General features: G+C 38.5%; 1 protein-coding gene. It reads right to left on the minus strand.

Going from position 1 to position 990, the window contains the following annotated elements:
• Window positions 1-15: 15 nt before the first annotated feature.
• A complete protein-coding gene (locus AAEY57_RS19285) occupies window positions 16-900 on the minus strand; it encodes an IS982 family transposase (protein WP_008465638.1) in 885 nt (294 codons plus the stop codon).
• Window positions 901-990 lie beyond the last annotated feature (90 nt).

Consider the following 990-nt stretch of genomic DNA (forward strand, 5'->3'; position numbering starts at 1 on the left):
TAACCTGAGATCTGCTTAAGCGATAACTAGTGCGTTGAGCTCTACGTCAGTTAAATTAAGGTGTGGCTTATTTTCTTTCAAGCAATAAGCCACCAACCCAGCTACTAAATTCAACATAAAACCGTTCATACTCCGATGTCTCGAATGTTCAATGAAGGATATGTTCTTGAGTTGATCATTAATTGTCTCGATTATAAACCGCTTTGAAAGCATCGCTCTATCCCATAATGACATCGCTTTTGCTTTCATATTTTTGCGAACAGTCGTAATGAGCTTCACACCTTTATCGAGTAAATCCGCTTCTAAGGCTTTACTTAAATACCCTTTGTCACCATACAATTTGTCTGTAAGGCAGCTCGCTAATTCACGCACTGGTTGCGTATCATGCACATTACCTGTTGTCACTTTGGCAGCGACAATTTCACCGTGGTGATTAACTATTAAATGCAACTTGAAGCCATAAAACCAACCCATCGTTCCTTTGCCTCGCTGGGCTATTCCATCAAAGGTTTTGTGTCTGGGAATACGAATATTATGACACACCTTAATACATGTAGAATCAATGAATTCAACGCCTGTGGGTTTACCTTTAAGTGAAGTAAAATAAGCACACATCGGCACAAGTATCCTCGGCATAACGGCTAAAAATCGTGTGTAACTGAGTAAGTTAGGAAATTCACTTTTATACATAAGTGAAACATAGCCAAGATAGTAATTTTTAAAATCACGGTGATGTGACATATGAAAACTAATGACAATTGTCATGATTTCACTGGTCGTCATACGTCCTGCTCGTTGACGTTTTTGGGTACCGTCTTCGAGTAATTGTTTTTCCCATTGAGGTATAAATACTTTGCAAAAATCGTCGACATCGCAAAACAATTCAACTAATTTAATCATGCCTGTTCCTTGTTTATCCAATCGTTCTTGGTCGAAAGATCGGATCTCGGAACAGGCATTTAGTTCAATTTTCTTAAACGAGATTCAGGT

The organism is Pseudoalteromonas sp. MER144-MNA-CIBAN-0113, assembly GCF_040308965.1.
GTDB lineage: Bacteria > Pseudomonadota > Gammaproteobacteria > Enterobacterales > Alteromonadaceae > Pseudoalteromonas > Pseudoalteromonas tetraodonis.